Annotated in this window: 11 protein-coding genes and 2 tRNA genes; 4 read left to right on the top strand and 9 right to left on the bottom strand. The window is 45.9% G+C overall.

Features of this window, described 5'->3' with window-relative positions; translation table 11 throughout:
* Positions 1–503: 503 nt before the first annotated feature.
* The 3 genes from EKG39_RS08850 to EKG39_RS08840 are packed head-to-tail and all read left to right on the top strand — an operon-like array spanning position 504 to position 5,603.
* Positions 504–1,160, top strand: coding sequence for a TetR/AcrR family transcriptional regulator (locus EKG39_RS08850; RefSeq protein ID WP_126505368.1), 657 nt, complete (start codon positions 504–506; stop codon positions 1,158–1,160).
* Complete coding sequence (locus EKG39_RS08845) at positions 1,150–2,499, top strand: efflux RND transporter periplasmic adaptor subunit (protein ID WP_126505367.1); 1,350 nt, start codon at positions 1,150–1,152, stop codon at positions 2,497–2,499. Before EKG39_RS08850 ends, EKG39_RS08845 begins: the two co-directional genes overlap by 11 nt.
* Positions 2,496–5,603, top strand: coding sequence for an efflux RND transporter permease subunit (locus tag EKG39_RS08840; RefSeq protein ID WP_126505366.1), 3,108 nt, complete (start codon positions 2,496–2,498; stop codon positions 5,601–5,603). Before EKG39_RS08845 ends, EKG39_RS08840 begins: the two co-directional genes overlap by 4 nt.
* A 38-nt stretch (positions 5,604–5,641) precedes the next feature.
* Here EKG39_RS08840 and EKG39_RS08835 read toward each other — a convergent pair whose 3' ends face one another.
* A complete protein-coding gene (locus tag EKG39_RS08835; protein ID WP_126505365.1) occupies positions 5,642–6,529 on the bottom strand; it encodes a LysR family transcriptional regulator in 888 nt (295 codons plus the stop codon).
* Positions 6,530–6,683: 154 nt separating this feature from the next.
* Between EKG39_RS08835 and EKG39_RS08830 the strand changes: the two genes are divergently transcribed.
* Positions 6,684–7,967 (top strand): MFS transporter, encoded by a 1,284-nt coding sequence (locus EKG39_RS08830; protein WP_126505822.1) that lies wholly within the window; start codon positions 6,684–6,686, stop codon positions 7,965–7,967.
* 52 nt (positions 7,968–8,019) lie between these two features.
* Here the strand turns inward: EKG39_RS08830 and EKG39_RS08825 are convergent, their stop codons facing one another.
* From EKG39_RS08825 to EKG39_RS08790, 8 genes are all read right to left on the bottom strand, one after another.
* The gene (locus tag EKG39_RS08825; RefSeq protein ID WP_126505364.1) at positions 8,020–9,387 is read right to left on the bottom strand and encodes a sigma-54-dependent transcriptional regulator; all 1,368 of its coding nucleotides are present in this window, start codon (positions 9,385–9,387) and stop codon (positions 8,020–8,022) included.
* Positions 9,365–11,215 (bottom strand): sensor histidine kinase, encoded by a 1,851-nt coding sequence (locus tag EKG39_RS08820; protein WP_126505363.1) that lies wholly within the window; start codon positions 11,213–11,215, stop codon positions 9,365–9,367. The genes EKG39_RS08825 and EKG39_RS08820 overlap by 23 nt, the downstream gene beginning before the upstream one ends.
* 116 nt (positions 11,216–11,331) lie before the next feature.
* A complete protein-coding gene (locus tag EKG39_RS08815) occupies positions 11,332–12,729 on the bottom strand; it encodes a TRAP transporter large permease (protein ID WP_126505362.1) in 1,398 nt (465 codons plus the stop codon).
* On the bottom strand, positions 12,729–13,433 hold the full coding sequence (locus EKG39_RS08810; protein ID WP_126505361.1) for a TRAP transporter small permease: 705 nt from the start codon (positions 13,431–13,433) through the stop codon (positions 12,729–12,731). The genes EKG39_RS08815 and EKG39_RS08810 overlap by 1 nt, the downstream gene beginning before the upstream one ends.
* 74 nt (positions 13,434–13,507) lie before the next feature.
* The gene (locus EKG39_RS08805) at positions 13,508–14,542 is read right to left on the bottom strand and encodes a TRAP transporter substrate-binding protein (RefSeq protein ID WP_126505360.1); all 1,035 of its coding nucleotides are present in this window, start codon (positions 14,540–14,542) and stop codon (positions 13,508–13,510) included.
* 396 nt (positions 14,543–14,938) lie between these two features.
* A complete protein-coding gene (locus EKG39_RS08800; protein ID WP_126505359.1) occupies positions 14,939–15,166 on the bottom strand; it encodes a hypothetical protein in 228 nt (75 codons plus the stop codon).
* A gap of 325 nt (positions 15,167–15,491) precedes the next feature.
* A tRNA-Val gene (locus EKG39_RS08795) sits at positions 15,492–15,567 on the bottom strand.
* Between the two features lie 37 nt (positions 15,568–15,604).
* Positions 15,605–15,680 (bottom strand) — tRNA-Val (locus EKG39_RS08790).
* Positions 15,681–15,723: the final 43 nt, after the last annotated feature.

Genomic DNA, 15,723 nt, shown 5'->3' with positions numbered 1-15,723 from the left:
ATAAGTGGGGCATGATGACCGCAGAGAATGCGCTCAGAAAGTCTGACATCATCTATAGAAATCTTGGGCCGAACACCTGAACATCCAAACTGCAAAACATTATGCCTCTAAAGCGTATGCCTCTAAAATGAGCTGGGTTATACGCCGGAGTTCAAGCTGTTTCAGCAGCAAATTTCGATTTATTCAGAGATTTGAGAAACTTTAAAGTCTGCGATGTCGCCAATATCGCAGTATGGGGAGAAACGTTTAGTGGCAGATATGGTCTTCTGCCAGAAGCTCAATATTTAAAAGCCACAAATTATAAGACAAAGGCTCTAAAGTACCTCCCAAATCACCTCCCTTTCAAACATAAAGCGCTATACTCATGGTGTTATGAATATTTTCTTTATGTTTTACAAGTTGTTAATCCTTGTATTCTTCGCTATCGCTGGTTTTGTGGAATTATTTCGCTGCCAATTATTTTGTTCTGCTTTTAAAATAATTCTTTAACTGAGGAATAGTGTATGCCTGATAGCAAGAATAAAGTGGGACGTCCCTGTGGAGAGACTCAAAATCGCGATAAACTTGTTCAGGCTGCGAGAGAACTTTTCGTCGAGCGGGACTATTCTCAGGTCACCATTCGTGATGTCGCGGCGCTTGCAGGTACCGATCCCGGGCTTATTCGCTACTATTTTGGCTCTAAAGAAAACCTGTTTACCGCTATGCTTCGAGAGACTGCGGCACCTGTGAAGCAGCAGCTTTACAAGGTGATTAAAGAGAAACAGGCGAGTGGCCCGGCTAGCTTTATGCAAACCTACTATCAAGTCATGTCAGCTTACCCCCATTTTCCAAGGTTAATCTTCCGCCTGGCAGGTCTGGATCAGAGCATTCCTGAAAATAAAGAGATAACCAAGGTGTTCAACGAAATCGTCGATCTGGATGACATCATGATGTTCGATAAGCTTAAAGCAAAGGGACTGCTCCGGGACGGTGTCGATAGCCAATGTGCTCAACTGAGTTTTTTTTCGATGATGATATTCCCATTTCTTGTGCCCGATGCGCTATTAAACAGGCTCGGTATAGAGATCACACCCGAATTTTTAACTAAACTCGCAGAGCAAAATTCGAATCTGCTTGCAAGGGGCTTGATGCCCGCAAAGGATAAAAGTAATGACCAGTAACAAGAAACGTTTCCTGCTCCCCGGTATTCTGGCTGGAATATTGGTTCTGGTCTTAGCTATAGTCCTGAAACCATCCCCTCCGGTTGTCGAAGGTTATGATAAAGCCAGAATGGTTGATCTTCTCACCCTGGAAAAAAAAGAATTGCCCCCAATAATAAAGGGATTCGGCCGGGTAACGCCTAAACATATTTGGCAGGCCGTTGCCGAAGTTGGGGGAAAAGTTATCTATCGTCATCCCCAGCTTGAAACAGGTCGGATGTTGCCTGAGGGGACCTTAGTACTTGAGATAGATCCTCTGGAGTATGAACTAAAGTTGGCTCAGGCTCAGGCGAGTCTCAATTCTACTCAGGCGCAGCTGACCAGACTCGATCAACAGGAGCGGAACTTTAACAGCAGCCTGAAGATTGAGAAGCAGAAGCTGATCCTGGCTGAGCAGGAGTATCAGCGTAAGCTCACCCTCAAAAAGCGCAACCTGGTATCGAGCTCTGAGCTTGAAAGCCAAAATCAGTCCCTGTTGGTACAAACCAAGCTGGTGGAAGATCTACAAAACTCAATCAAGCTGCTTCCCGATGACAGAAAGGTGACTCAGGCTCAGCAGAGTGTGGATATTGCGCAACTAGAAGATGCCCGCAGAAGACTTAAACAGACTAAGGTGGTGCTGCCTTTCGATGCCCGAGTTTCCGATATTAATATCGAACAAGATCAGGTAGTAGCTTTAGGCTCTACTATGTTGGTTGCCCACCAGCTTGGCACCGCCGAGATTAAGGCTGAGATATCACTGCAAGATATGCGCACTTTAGTCAGCAGCATTAAACGGATCCCGGAGGAACATAGCCTACCTTCTTTTGAGCTTCTGGCACTGCAAGCTAATGTTGAGTTTCAGATCGGAAGCAATCGTTTTACCTGGCCCGCTAAGGTCACAAGGGTGGCAGAGACTGTTAATCCCAATCAGGCAACCATTGGGATCTATCTGGAGGTCGAACAGGATTTTCGTCAGCTGAAACCATTCAGCAGGCCGCCTCTGACTAAAGGCATGTTTGTCTCTGCGCTGATATATGGTCAGGCAAGGCCTCACTTCATCGTTCCTGAAAAGGCAATTCATGGTGATAAGATATATCTGATGAACCCGGAGAATAAGTTGGTGATCAAGCCGGTGACTATTTTATTTCGCAATGGGGAGGATGTAGCGATTCAAGCCGAGTTGACCCTTGGTGATAAAGTTGTGCTGACAGATCTTATTCCTGCTATTGAGGGGATGTCTTTAAAGGATATCTCATCTGATGCAAGCCCCGGTGGTGCTGATAAAACTCAGGTGAACCAACAGGAGGCTGGTCAGTGATAGCTTACATCACCCGTCATCCGACATTAGCCAACCTGTTAATGCTAACGCTGCTCTTGCTTGGATTAATAAATCTAGGCTCGATAAAGCGTGAGACATTTCCGGAGTTTGCACCTCCCTATGTGACCGCGACCGTTGTCTATCCCGGTGCATCGCCGATAGAGGTGGAAGAGAGCCTCTGTTTACGTATGGAAGATGCCGTCGATGGCCTAGGCAATGTCGAAGAGGTGAAATGTGACGCCCAGGAGGGGGTCGCATCCATGACCATTAAGCTGGACGCCAAAGCCGATATCGGGCGTTCTCTGGTAGATGTGCAAACGCAGATCAATGCGATTAAAAACTTTCCATCACAAATAGAGCCGCCGGTCGTTAAAGAGCTGGACTGGGCTGAGCCAGTCGTCGATATCGCTATCTCGGCAGATGCCAGCTGGCCGCACCTTAAGAGTTACGCGGAAGATCTCAAGCGTCGCCTGAAAATCGATGCCGGTGTGAGTCTGGTGTCGGTGGCTGGTTTTTCAGACCATCAGTTGCGCATTGAACTTAATCAAGTCGATATGCGTCGACTTGGGCTGACCGCGGCTGACATAGCCGATAAGGTGGGGCGACAAAATGTAAAAATTCCGGCCGGGACAATAGAGCTTAAAGATAAGAATCTACTGATTAGGTTTGATGAGCGAAAGGTGACTCCGCAAGAGTTGGCACGCACCGTCATCTCTTCGGTGAGTGATGGTAGTGTTGTCAGATTGGGGGATGTCGCTACTATCAGTGATCGTTTTGAACTCGATGAGGAGCATATTTTATTTAATGGCCAGCATGCAGCCATAATCAAGGTTCAAAAGAATAAAGCCGATGATGCGTTAAGGATAAAAGAGAAGGTCAGCAGTTTTATTGACCAAGAGCGTCTACGTGTGCCAGATGGCGTGAGTTTGACGCTGACGAACGATCTCTCTTCACTGCTTAAAGATCGTCTGGATATGATGTTAACCAATGGCTGGCAGGGGATCATATTGGTCTTCTTCAGCATGTGGCTATTCTTCTCTTTACGTTACTCTTTTTGGGTCTCGGCAGGTCTTCCCGTCGCCTTCTTGGGCGGCATCTATTTGATGAGTCTCTTTGGCGTCTCCATCAACATCATGAGCTTAGTGGGTTTGCTTATGGCAATCGGTATCATGATGGATGATGCTATCGTTATCGCCGAGTCGATTGCCTCCCACGTGGATAGAGGCTTTGCCCCCCATGACGCAGTGGTTAAAGGGGTGAAAAAGGTCGCTCCGGGAGTCGTCTCCTCATTTTTGACCACCATCTTGATCTTCAGTAGCCTGCTTGGGCTCGATGGTCAGATGGGGGCTGTACTCTCGGCGATTCCGACCGTACTTATTATGGTGCTCAGTATCAGTTTGATAGAGGCATTTCTCATCTTGCCTAACCATTTGAATCACTCGCTGAGTCATGCTCCCAAGAAAGCGGCGAGACCTGAGCTTAAGTTCAAGCGGGATTTCTTGGCTAAATTTGAAGAGTTTCGTAATACCAAACTCGTCGATGCCGTTAGGTTTGTGGTGCATTGGCGCTATGCCAGCGTCGGTATAACCTTAGGTATTCTCCTTTGCTCTGTAGCGCTCGTCGCTGGTGGTGTGCTGAAGTTTGTTCCCTTTCCGGAGCTCGACGGTGATATCGCGGAGGTCAGAATTATCCTGCCGCCGGGCACCCCGCTGAGTAAGACACAAGAGGTTGTCGAGCAAGTGATCCTCAGCGCAAAAGAGACCGGCTCACGCTATAGCGAAGAGATAGAGGAGGGCGTGGAGCTTATTCAGGATATTACGGCTCAGTTTAATTTCAATGCCGATGCGGGTGAGAAGGGGCCTCATGTGGCGACGGTCAGGTTAGATCTCCTGTCTGCGGAAATCCGTAACACCTTGATAGAAGATTTTATTCAGGATTGGCGTGACAATACGGCAGAGATGGCATCGCCCCTCTCTATGGTATTTAAGCAGCCGACAATGGGGCCGGCCGGTCGTGATATCGAGGTTCGCCTGCAGGGAGACGATCTGGATATGCTTAAGCAGGCGTCTGTCTCGCTTCAATTTTATATTGCTAAGTTCGATGGTATCAACGGTATTCTTGATGATATGCGCCCGGGAAAAGAGGAGATAAAGGTGAGCCTCAGACCCGGAGCCGAAGCCTTCGGTATCGATGGTCAATTAGTTGCCAATCAACTGCGCAGTGCTTTTTTCGGCCAGCGTGCCGATGAGATCCAGATAGGCCCGGAGAATATCGAAATTGAGGTAAGGTTGAATAAGGCCCAAGCGGGCGATCTTCACGCTTTGGCGAACTTCCCCATTATCTTACCCGATGGTAATCAGTTGCCCCTGTCGGCGATTGCAAAACTGGAGAACCAGCGATCCTATGTCCGTATTCAGCGGATCGATAGCCAGCGTTCGGTTACCGTGATGGCTGATGTGGACAACCGCAAGGGGAATGCCGGTGAAACCTTGGCTAAGATAAAGTCCGATTGGCTGCCGCAGGCCATGCAGGAATACCCGGGGGTTAAGGTCGACTTCGAAGGTTCGGCAAAAGAAACGGCTAAGACGGGAGCCTCGCTCGGAAAGGGGTTCATCATAGGGATATTCGGGCTCTTCGCTATCCTCAGCTTTCAATTCAGGAGTTATCTTGAACCTGTGGTGGTCATGTTAGCGATACCGCTGGCATTGATAGGCGTACTTTGGGGACATCTGTTACTCGGCTATAACCTGTCTATGCCATCGATTATGGGCTTCATCTCTCTGGCCGGTATCGTGGTGAATGATTCCATCTTGCTGGTGCAGTATATACGTCATCATGTCGATGAAGGTGATAGTGTCCATGAAGCGGTTGTGAGTGCCAGTCGGGAGCGGTTCAGGGCGGTATTTTTGACTTCGCTGACGACAGCTGCGGGTCTGTTACCCCTGTTACTGGAATCCAGCCTTCAGGCGCAGGTCGTTCAGCCTCTGGTAGTCTCAATCGTATTCGGGATCTTCGCCTCTACCTTGATGGTGTTATTTATCATCCCTTGTGCCTATGCGATTTTGGCTGATTTCGGGGTTGTGAGGAAACATCAGAAAATTTAGTGCATAGAAGATAGTGACAGGTAGGCTCAGATCTGAGCCTACCTGTTCTTCATAAGAAAATCGACGAAAGCCCTGTCGGCCTGACTTATCGGTCTCTCTTTCTTCCATGCGATATGAAGGTCGAGGTAGACCTCAGGTTTAAATGGTTTCGCTAAGATGTCATCTCTTTCACTTATCACCATCTCCAGCACGCTGGTGATGGCAAAGCCTTGTGAGACCACTTGTTTGATAAGGTTGATAAGATTGGTTTCGAAGGCGATATTTGCGTTCAGGCCTAATGATTTAGCTTGAGATAGCATCCACTCCCGGTGAAAGTAGCCAGGTTTAAACATCACCAACTCATGTTCGAAAAATTGTTCCAGGCTGATAGCCGTTTCATCAGCCAGAGGATGTTCGGTTCCCAGAGCGACGACCATCTGCTCAGTGAGCAGCAGGTGGCTCTCAAACTCAGGGCTGAGATCCTGAGCTGTGATGATAGCGATGTCGACCTCTTCACGGGATAACATTTTCAGCGAATCCCGTGTCCCCCCTTCGAACAGGGATAACTTCAGATCAGGGTATTGATGGCGAAAGGCCATCAGTCTGGAGGGGAGGTAGAATGATCCCAGCATACCCGGTACGCCTATGCGGACTTCCCCCTTAGTTAAGTTTGCCATAGATTTGATATGGGCTTCGGCTTGTTTTAGTTGCTTGATTATCAATAAGGCGTGTTGGTGCAGAGCCGCACCTTCTGCCGTCAGGCTGAGTCTTTTATCCCGTTTATTGGTCGCGCCACCTCGGTTAACCAGAGTGACTCCCAGTGAGAGCTCTAACCGTTTAATGCTTTGACTTAGCGCGGGTTGAGCCATGTTGAGGCTCTCGGCGGCTTTAGTGAAACTGCCATTTTTAGCCAATGCATCTAAATGTTTTAATTGACGAATGTCCATAACTACAACTCATAACAAAAATCAATAACTATGATTGCTTTAATCTATTATTGTTATGTTATTACCGATGCTAACCTATGTCTATCGAGTGTAGATAATTAAATTGCAGAGACAGATGTCGGCTCAACAAAACATAAGCTTTAACGATACTGACATGGGGAATGAATTTTCTTGCGATGACTCCTACTGTGTCGAAACATTAGCAGAGCAGAGCAGGGAGATCCGTCTTATATGGGGCCTTTCAATCGCCTCTGTGGTTATCTATATCAACCTCTATTTGGTGCAGGGGATCTTACCCTTAATCGCTGAAACGTTTGCCGTTGCAACCAGCCATGCGACCTTACTTTTATCTGTAACCAGCTTCGCGATGGCATTTTCATTGCTGTTTTATGCCATCTTGTCCGACAGGGTGGGGCGTAAGGCTCCATTACTTATTAGCTTATACCTGTTACTACTCTCTGACCTTATGATGCTTTTCGTGGCCGAATTTAGTCATTTAGTGGTGCTGCGATTGGTTCAGGGGGGATTACTTGCGGCTGTTCCGGCCATTGCTATGGCTTACTTTAAAGATGAACTGAGCCAAGGGGCGATGCTTAAGGCCGGGGCCATCTATATTGCAGCTAACAGTGTGGGGGGAATTGCCGGCAGATTGATTGGCGGAGGCTTATCACTTTACATGAGTTGGCAGGAGTTGATGACGGTGATTTTACTGCTCTCGCTTTTTGGTGTGATCATCGTTCACTACCTGTTGCCGAGCCGGGTAAAGCCGCTTGTATCAGAGTCTGATATGGAGAGTGTTGAAGTCGCAATTAAAGCCCGAAAACTGTTTAGGATGTCGGATTTTAAGGGCTTCAGGCTTCACCTTGGGGATCCTAAGTTACGTAACATCTACCTGATAGGAGGTCTGGCCTTCCTGGTGATGGTGAATCAATTCAGCTTTATTCAGTTACACCTGATGTCATCTCCGTTCAATTGGGGGCGTTTTGAAGTGACGCTCATCTTCCTCTGTTATTTGAGTGGCACATTAGCATCCTATTACTCAGTACATTGGATCAAGCGCTTCGGACGTGAGCGGCTGTTCAAGCTGGCTCTGTTACTGATGATCTCGGGCAGTGTCGTGACACTGTTTGATACCGTTGGCGCCATCAGTATCGGCTTCTTAATGACGGCGTTTGGCTTTTTCTTCATTCACAGCAGCTGTAATGCATGGGTCGCGCAGAGAGCTAAGTTGCATAGAGCAAAGGCTACAGCTCTATATTTATGTAGTTACTATCTTGGCGCCGCATTGGGTGGGCCATATCTGATGCGATTTTGGCAGCATTGGGGTTGGAGCGGGGTCGTACTGGGCTCAGTTATTGCGCTGGCTGTGTTAGCGTTAGCCATAATTAAAGTCACCAGAGTAGAGCGACTCAATATCAGCCAGCTGAGTGCATCCTAAGTGGCAGTCTTGTTACATGCTGATGCCGGTATCGAGTCAAATGACGCGGTAACTATTGAATGAACCGCTTACGGTCCAGCTCATATTTCTGCATCTTGTCATAGAGTGTCTTACGAGGGACTTCCAGTTGCTCCATGGTGAGTTTGATGCTGCCCTTGTTGTGACTCAACGCCTCTTCAATCAAGAGGCGTTCAAAAAACTCCACTCTTTGTTGTAGTGACATACCACAATTGAGGTTTACCGAGCTGTTTATTGACGTGGCAAACGCAGCCTCTCCTCCGAGGAGCACATATCGTTCTGCCAGGTTTCTGAGCTCTCTGACGTTCCCAGGCCAATCATGTGAGGCCAGTTGAGTCATCTGCTCTGCGTTGAGAGCGATCAGAGCCTTATGGTAACGAGATGACGCGACACGAGCGAAATGCAAAAAAAGCAGGCCGACATCTTCACGCCTCTCTCTCAGTGCGGGAATAGGCACTGTGACAAGATTTAATCGATAGAGTAGATCCTGCCTGAACTCGCCGGTTTTACACAATTGGTCCAAATCGACCTTAGTGGCTGCAATTACCCGAATATCGAGGCTAATACTCTTATTTGAACCGAGTCGTTCGACTTTTCTATCTTCCAGAACCCTAAGCAACTTTACCTGCAATGACAGTGGCGTACTTTCAATCTCATCGAGAAAGATAGTTCCGCCATTGGCATATTCGAACTTACCTATGCGGGTTTTATCGGCACCCGTAAAGGCCCCGGATTCAGCACCGAATAACTCACTTTCTATGATTGTCTCCGGTATCGCACCGCAGTTAATTGCCACAAAGTTAGCCTGATGACGAACGCTGTGATCGTGAAGGTAGCGTGCGACTAATTCTTTCCCCGTTCCGGTTTCCCCCTCGATGAGCACATCGGCTGGCATATCTATAACCTGATGTATGATGTGCTTCATCTGTTCAATGCCGGGACTGCGACCCAATATTCTGGGGCCGGGTAGACTCTGTGACTCCAGCTCTCTCTTAAGTTTGCGATTTTCTAGGGTTAACTCTCTTTTTTCCAGGGCCCGTTTAACCACATCCAGAATATGTTCATTGTTGAATGGTTTTTCCAGAAAATCGTAGGCACCTTGCTTTAGTGCTTGTACTGCCATGGCGATATCGCCGAAGCCTGTGAGTAGTATGATGGGCAGATCGTTATCTTTTGCCAGCAGGTTACGCATCAGCGAGATGCCATCAAGCTGAGGCATGTTGACATCTGTGATGACGACGCCGGGCCAGTTTAGATGGATCTGTTCCGGTAAACTCTTAGGTGTCGAAGTGGCCTGGGCTGGAATGCCTTCTAATTCAAATAGCTGCTTTAGGGCTGAACCGATTAATGGCTCATCATCGACGATGAGTACTTTGATGTTATCTAAATTGGTGGTATTCATCGGAAAATGCCTCTTGCTGACCATTAGCTGATTTTAGTGATGTCCCATGAAGATAAATGGGTAAGGTGATTTCAAATATGGCACCACTAAGATGGGCATTGGAAACCGTAATATTGCCTTGCATCGATTCGATAATGCGTCTGGAAATGGATAAACCCAGGCCTAAACCTTGGCGTTCACTGGTGGTATAGTAGGGCTCGAATATCTTTTCCATCTGGCTTTCTCGTACGCCGGGGCCGCTGTCTTGAATGCGAATGCACAGCATGGTGTCTTGCTCTGTAGTCACTATCAGTTTTTTATGTATGCAGTGCTTCATTGCGACGATGGCATTGCTCATCAGGTTAACGAGTACTTGTTGTAGCCTGATATTATCTCCCCAGACCTCACATTTAATTTCATTGGCACAGAGGATAAGTTCAATACCTTGTTTATCTATTTCTGGTTGAATAATGGTGAGCGAGTCTTGAATGCATTGATTGATGTTTGTTGCACTGTCGTCTCCCTGACTTTTTCTGGTGAAGTTTTTAAATTGTCCGACGATTGCAGCGAGTCTGTCGGTCAGCGAAATGATGGTATTTATATTGTCGGACACATGGTCGAGTTGGTTTCTGCTTACTAATGTCTGAGTATTTTGTGCATAGCTTCTTATTGCGGCCAGGGGCTGATTTATCTCATGGTTTATGCTCGCGGACAAACTACCGATGACGGTGAGCTTTGCGGCCTGTATTAACTCATCTTGTGTTTCATTTAGCTTTTGATTACTGGCTTGCAGGGCTTGTGTTCTGGCCTGAACACGTTGCTCGAGCTGATCATTAGCCTGCTGTATTCGTAATGAACTCTTACGTTTCTCAAAGGCGAACAAGGCCCCTAACGCCAATAAAAGATATACCGTGGCATATAACATCATAAAAGCGGGGAGGGTGCTGTAGGTAGGGGAGAGTGGCGCCATAATATGTATATTCCATCCGGCCTTTATCATCGACTGATGAATTTCCATATAATCGAATACCCCTTTGCCGGAGTTTATGGCATATATTCTCTGCTTTTTTGAAGCACTGTTATCGTAAGAGGGCTTGATAGCTAATTCATTAATGACTCTGTTAGCGTATCGTTTTGATTCACCAATCGCATACTGCCGGGTTTGCCCTATAGGCGATAATGAATTTAACCGCCAGCTATTGATGCTGGAGAGAAAAATGATGTTATCTGGATCGGAAATGGCAAACTCATAACCACCGGCTCTGGCTATGCCGGTACTTTGCTGCTCAATTTCAGTGATATCCACTTTGACCACGATTGCGCCTAAAATAATCGATTGATTATAGATAGGGTATGAGAAGTAAAATCCGCGCTTATTAGATGAGGTACCTACGGCATAGTATCGACCGAGTCTTCCAGAAATGGCTTCTTGGTAATAAGGACGAAAAGAGAAATCTTTACCAATGAAAGAGTAATTTTTCTGCCAGTTACTGGCGGATATTGCAACGCCTGAAGTATCAATTAAGTAGATGTCCAGAGACTCTGTTATATGTTGTACCTCCTCTAAATAGAGGTTGAGTGCTTGAATGCTATCTGAATTGTTTTGATTTAATAGTGCATTTTTCAATAATGGATTGGTCGATAATACGTGTGGAATACTTTCATATCGTGACAGAGAACCATCGAGGAAATTGATGAGTTCAGTCATCTGCTGCTTCGATTTTTGCGCCGTCTGAGTGTACCCCTTGTTGAGGTGTAACCAATGAGTTGCCTTTAAAGTAAAGGCAAGACCAGTGAGTAAAATGACAGAGGTGAGAAGATATTTTTTTGTTTTTATTGTAAATGCCATAAAGCTATACACATCCCGGTGAAAACATAGCGTGCCTAACAGTTCAATAACTATACTACTGGTTCGGCACGCTTGAAACTCTTAATTTATTGTCAGCTTAATGGGTTAGCGGGTAATTAATATCCATTCAATTTATCTATGTACTCAGGCAAAAACAGTGATATTTGCGGGACATAAGTGATAAGGATCAGGAAGAAGAGTAAGAGTAATAACCAGGGAACGCATGACTGTATCACCCAGCCCATACTCTTTCCTGTGATCCCCGCGGTGACAAACAGATTAAGCCCTACTGGCGGCGTCAACATGCCAATCTCCATATTGACCACCATGATAATACCCAGATGGATCGGGTCTATGCCCAGTTGGGTCGCAATGGGAAATAAGATCGGGGCCATGATGAGTAAAATGGCCGACGGCTCCATGAAATTGCCGGCAGCAAGGAGTAACAGGTTAACGATAACCAGAAAACCCCATGCTGGCAGACCCATGCCGACAATGGCTTCGGCGATGATATGAGGTATACGCTCAGTTGTAAGAACATGGGCGAATAACATGGCGTTGGCAATAATGAAAAGCAGCATGATACTGACTTTTGCCCCATCCCTGACCACGTGACGTATCTCTTTATCGATAGGGGTCTTAACTACTGCGAGTAACATATATCCAATATTTCGGATTGCGGCACCAATCAAAGATTCCTGTTTATTTTTCCAGGCTACCTCTTTTAGGGGGCCAATGTCCCGATAACCAAACACGGCGATAAAATAAGCGTATACACAAGCCACCGCTGCCGCTTCGGTTGGACTCGCCACACCACCATAGATTGAACCCAGGACAATTAGGATGAGTGCTAAACCACCCATCGCCTTTGAACTGGATATTGCCAGCGCCTTGACTCCAGGAAAAGGCCTGGAGGGTAATTTCTTTACTCTGGCAACTATGTATATGGCTAACATAAGCAAAAAGCCCATCATCAAGCCGGGGATCAGGCCTGCCATAAACATACGTGCCGCCGACACCTCGGTCGCTGCTGCGTAAACAAGCATGACAATCGATGGCGGAATTAATATTCCTAAGGTGCCTGATGTTGTTATGACACCAGCTGCAAATTTTTCAGGGTAGCCAGCGCGAACCATACCGACAATAACGATAGAGCCAATGGCGGCGACGGTAGCGGGTGATGAACCGGATACGGCTGCGAATAACATACAGGCCATTACAGAGGCCATAGCAAGCCCGCCTCGAATGTGCCCGACTGTATCCATGGCAAAATCGATTATTCTTCTGGCTACACCACCGGTAGATAAAAATGCAGAGGACAAAATAAAGAAAGGGATGGCGAGCAAGGTGTAATGCTCAGATGTCGCTTCGTAGAGTTTCAGGGCGACAGAAGCTAGTGAATCATCTGAAAATAGTAGTATGGTCAGCATGCTTGAAAAGCCTAGCGCTATGGCGATCGGCATGCCTAATATCATGCAAACGAGTAGGGTGATGAATAGGGTGGCTATCGTCATTATCGGTCATCCTTTTCATTTTTGTTTTTAGATGAAACATCCATATTTGTGTCATGGTCTGTTGGGCTAACGGAAGTCTCACTGTTTTGCGGTATTGCATCTTTGACGGCTTCGGCTAAGTGCATGCTCTCTTCAGCCTCATCGGCTAATGTAAATCCGAGTTTCTGGTTTCTTAGAACGGCAATTAATAGCTCAATAAAGCGCATAATGAGTAGTCCAAACCCAATTATCAGAATACTTTGTGATATCCAAAGGGGAACAGCAGGCTCCTCTACATCGATACGTAAAGTTTCCCATACCAGATCCGGGTCCATATTACTGAAAAGCTTATGAGGGAAGTCTATATCTTCCATCGGCAATCCGATCTCATACATCTTGTTGAGGTAATCCCAACTTCCTTTCAAAAACATCACGCAATAAGCGATACATATCGTTATAGCCAGCAGCGCCGCGATCTTTCTGGCTTGCTTTGGCAGTTTAATGACGAAAGCATCCACACCAATATGAGCGCCGACTTTGACTCCGTAGGACATGCCAAAAAGCACAAACCAGGCACATAAGGTCAGAGTCAGCTCCTGTATCCATAGAAAACCGGTATTAAAGAAAAATCGTGCAATCACTTCGATAAAGACCAAAAAAGTCATAGAGGTGATCAACAGATTGAGAAATCCCTCCTCTAGATGAGAAAATATTCGTTTTATCATCAGCCTTCTCCCCCTGAGTATCTTGAGGGCTGAGTGATTTACCTCAGCCCTATTTATTATTGTTATTCTCTTTGTTACAGCTTATTTGAAGCGACTGCAGCGTCGATGAGATCTTTCCCTATCTTGGCTTCAAATTGGCGCCAAACAGGCTTCATCGAAGACACCCACTCCTGACGTTGATCTGTGGTTAACTGGATGATGTCTGAGCGTTTTGAGGCTGCAATTGTTGCTTTGTCTTTATCGACCTTAGCGGCAGCGATTTGGTTACCGTGGGCCAGGGCTTCGTCCAGAGATGATTTGATCACAGTGCGCTTGTCTGCTGGCAGGCTTTTCCAGAACTCTGCCGATGTGACGACCATATAATCGAGTACACCATGATTACTTTCTGTTATGTGACTTTGAACTTCGAAGAATTTTTTTGAATATATATTTGACCAGGTGTTCTCTTGGCCATCGATTGCGCGGGTTTGCAGCAAGGTAAATACTTCTGAAAATGGCTTTTTGACCGGGATAGCATCGACAGCTTGAAATTGTGCGGCTAAGACATCAGATGCCATAATTCGGAACTTCTTGCCGTTGGCGTCGGTGGGTAAAATTAACGGACTACTGGCAGAAAGTTGCTTCATGCCATTGTGCAGATATCCAAGTCCTACAATACCTTTACGTTTCATAGAGTTTAAAAGTTTTTGTCCCGAGTCACTCTGTTGAAATCTGTCTACAGACTCCATATTTTCAAATAGAAAGGGTAGGTCGAAGATCTGTAGTTTTTTGGTATAGCGTTCAAATTTTGAAAGTGAGGGAGCGACAAACTGTACATCGTTAAGCAGAAGTGCTGCGACTTCATTATTATCACCAAATAACTGGGAGTTGGGGAAAACATTCACTTGGTATTCACCAGGTAAACGTTGCTCGACAAGCTCTTTGAATTTTAGCGCCATCTGCCCTTTGGGCGTGTTCTCTGCTACGACATGAGAAAATTTAATCTGTATTGGTTCGGCGTAAGCCTGGATGCTGCTGGTGAGAAAGCCTGCGAGTACAGTCATTTTCAAAAGCACTTTCAGTGGACGTGTCAGTGTACAAAAATTTGTAGGTATAAGTTTAGTATTCATCTTTTTTCCCTTTATTTTCATCTTATTATCTCCTGAGTAAATCAGTGAACATTACCCGGAGTTGGGTTTATCATCGTTGGGATACGACCTGGCTTCCCTTAGCGAATTTAAAGTGGTTTTATGCTTTACTCCATAAATCGCTTCATAGGGACATCAGCAAAGAGTAAGCCAAGTTTATAAATTCACGGGAATGTTGAGTGTTATCGCGATGTTAGGGGTATGTTGCTTTGGAGGGGGTTCTCGTCGATGAGTGGGAAGTGACCAAGGGGGAAATGCTCTATGGGTGGAAAACCACCCATTTAATAACAGTGAACAGTCAAGTGTTTTATCTCAGGGGAATATCTTATCCAGTGATAAACAGACCTTTCATCTTGGGTGAAAGGTCTGTTTATGCAACTACTTCTCTGGTGTCACATGTTTGATTAATGAGTCACTTGGTAGAAGCTCTAAGTGACCATACTCGTCGAAATACCAACCCGTAATAAACCCTTTCTGTCTCATAGTCACAAGGTTATGCATGACTTCTTTTGCTTCTTTCAAAGCCGCCTGTTCATCACAGTTGTGAGTTAGCTTCAAATAAGCTGCTATGCTGCTCAAAGAGGCGGACTGACTGACATCTGCCATAATATGATTCCAATGTGCATTATTATTGAAGAATAGTTGAAATTAGCGCTATTAGGGGAGTCAACTGGTCAATATTGAGAAATATTATAGAGAGTAGGGATGTTATTCGATTAAGTAAGATCATCGAAGTCGAGTTGTTTTAGTAAGGATAGGGGAAGATGGGAGTGAAACGGATAACATATTGTGAACCATAAACGCGTTTATACGAGTTTACTGTGTAATCTGTTCAGAATAGATAGATATTTGATATTTATGAGTAAGTGAGGTTAATTTTATAATGGAAATTAAGATGAGAATTGGGGCTGATATTGAGGGATTAGAGAAATGGTGGTCGATACTGGGCTCGAACCAGTGACCCCCTCCTTGTAAGGGAGGTGCTCTCCCAGCTGAGCTAATCGACCTGGGATTTCATAATGTTTTAATTCTTTATGAAAAGAATGGTGGTCGATACTGGGCTCGAACCAGTGACCCCCTCCTTGTAAGGGAGGTGCTCTCCCAGCTGAGCTAATCGACCTGGGATTTCATAATGTTTTAATTCTTTATGAAAAGAATGGTGG

The organism is Shewanella atlantica, assembly GCF_003966265.1.
Lineage (GTDB): Bacteria > Pseudomonadota > Gammaproteobacteria > Enterobacterales > Shewanellaceae > Shewanella > Shewanella atlantica.
The sequence above is the reverse complement of the archived record's forward strand: the minus strand, read 5'-3'. Positions and strand labels throughout refer to the sequence as shown.

What these genes read in the sequence shown, in the direction of transcription:
- EKG39_RS08820 (WP_126505363.1), bottom strand. Translation starts at nt 11,215, where the DNA reads ATGGCATTTACAATAAAAACAAAAAAATATCTTCTCACCTCTGTCATT.
- EKG39_RS08850 (WP_126505368.1), top strand. Translation starts at nt 504, where the DNA reads ATGCCTGATAGCAAGAATAAAGTGGGACGTCCCTGTGGAGAGACTCAA.
- EKG39_RS08805 (WP_126505360.1), bottom strand. Translation starts at nt 14,542, where the DNA reads ATGAATACTAAACTTATACCTACAAATTTTTGTACACTGACACGTCCA.
- EKG39_RS08815 (WP_126505362.1), bottom strand. Translation starts at nt 12,729, where the DNA reads ATGACGATAGCCACCCTATTCATCACCCTACTCGTTTGCATGATATTA.
- EKG39_RS08800 (WP_126505359.1), bottom strand. Translation starts at nt 15,166, where the DNA reads ATGGCAGATGTCAGTCAGTCCGCCTCTTTGAGCAGCATAGCAGCTTAT.
- EKG39_RS08810 (WP_126505361.1), bottom strand. Translation starts at nt 13,433, where the DNA reads ATGATAAAACGAATATTTTCTCATCTAGAGGAGGGATTTCTCAATCTG.
- EKG39_RS08830 (WP_126505822.1), top strand. Translation starts at nt 6,684, where the DNA reads ATGGGGAATGAATTTTCTTGCGATGACTCCTACTGTGTCGAAACATTA.
- EKG39_RS08845 (WP_126505367.1), top strand. Translation starts at nt 1,150, where the DNA reads ATGACCAGTAACAAGAAACGTTTCCTGCTCCCCGGTATTCTGGCTGGA.
- EKG39_RS08835 (WP_126505365.1), bottom strand. Translation starts at nt 6,529, where the DNA reads ATGGACATTCGTCAATTAAAACATTTAGATGCATTGGCTAAAAATGGC.
- EKG39_RS08825 (WP_126505364.1), bottom strand. Translation starts at nt 9,387, where the DNA reads ATGAATACCACCAATTTAGATAACATCAAAGTACTCATCGTCGATGAT.